This is a genomic window from Oerskovia merdavium (genome assembly GCF_014836755.1).
In the GTDB taxonomy this organism is placed as follows: domain Bacteria; phylum Actinomycetota; class Actinomycetes; order Actinomycetales; family Cellulomonadaceae; genus Oerskovia; species Oerskovia merdavium.
Window position 1 is genome coordinate 1 of sequence record NZ_JACSQF010000040.1, and the last position, 1,252, is coordinate 1,252.

General features: G+C 64.3%; 1 protein-coding gene. It reads right to left on the reverse strand.

Features of this window, described 5'->3' with window-relative positions; all coding sequences use genetic code 11:
* Nucleotides 1–41 precede the first annotated feature (41 nt).
* Nucleotides 42–1,183 (reverse strand): IS3 family transposase gene (locus tag H9641_RS19780; protein WP_318244701.1). Its coding sequence is split into 2 segments (ribosomal slippage): nt 42–916 and nt 916–1,183, totalling 1,143 coding nucleotides; the frame shifts between segments, so codons are not numbered across the junction.
* Nucleotides 1,184–1,252 lie beyond the last annotated feature (69 nt).

Below are 1,252 nucleotides of genomic sequence, written 5' to 3' on the forward strand. Positions count from 1 at the left end.
GGGACTGCCCCGGATTTAGTTGACTCGCGGGGTTGAGTGGTTCAGGCCGCGAGGGCCAGGGTCTGGCGTTCGAACTCTACCGGGGTGAGTCTGCCGAGTCGTTCTTGGCGTCGTCGTCGGTGGTAGGTCTTCTCGATCCAGGTCACGATTGCCAGGCGTAGCTCGTCACGTGTCGTCCAGCGGTGACGGTTCAGGACGTTCTTCTGGAGTAGCGCGAAGAAGCTCTCCATTGCGGCATTGTCGCCTGCTGCTGCGACTCGGCCCATCGATCCGCGCAGCCCGGCCGCGGTCAGGGCATCGACGTAGGCGTGCGATCGAAATTGAGATCCTCTGTCCGAGTGCACGATCGTCGACTCGGGCGTGCGGGCTGTGATCGCGTTGGCCAGTGCGTTCACGGCGAGCGAGGACGTCATGCGTGAGTCGATCGAGTAGCCGACGATCTTGTTCGAGTGCACGTCCTTGATCGCGCACAAGTACAGCCGGCCCTCGTCAGTCCAGTGCTCGGTGATGTCGGTCAGCCAGACCTGATCGAGGCCCTCGGCGGCGAAATCACGGTTCACGAGGTCGTCGTGGACCGCCGGTCCGGGACGCTTGGCACCGCGGCGACGTCGGTGGATCGTCGAGACGATCGCTTGCCCGTGACACAGCCGGGCGACCTTGTTGCGGCCGGCGGCCATACCAGCGTCGTTGAGTTCGTCGGAGATGAACCGGTACCCGAACTCCGGGTCGTCGTGATGGACCCGCAGGGCTGCGTGGATCACGTAGGCGTCCTCGATGTCGCGGCGGGTGACCGGGGCGGCCCGCCACTTGTAGAAGGCCTGCTTGGAGAAGCCCAGCACCCTGCAAGTCACCGCGACGGGAACACCGTCGTCGGCAAGGTCAAGGACCAGCGGGTACGTCATTTTGGGGGCAGCTCGCGGGCGAAGTACGCAGCAGCCCGGCGCAGGATCTCGTTCTCCTGCTCGAGAGCCCGGTTGCGCTTCTTCAGCTCACGCAACGCTTCAGACTCCGACGCGGTCACGCCGGGACGTTTGCCGTCCTCGACATCGGCGATCTTCAACCAGCGCTGCAGACACGACTCGGACACACCGAAGTCCTTCGCGACCTGCCGGATCGGCAGCTCGCCCTTCCGGGCGATCGCGACCACGTCATCACGGAACTCTCTCGGGAACGCTTTAGGCACGATGAACATCCTTCCAGCAAGGACCACAGTCCTCACAGGTCAGGAGTCAACCGAATCCGGGGCAGTCCC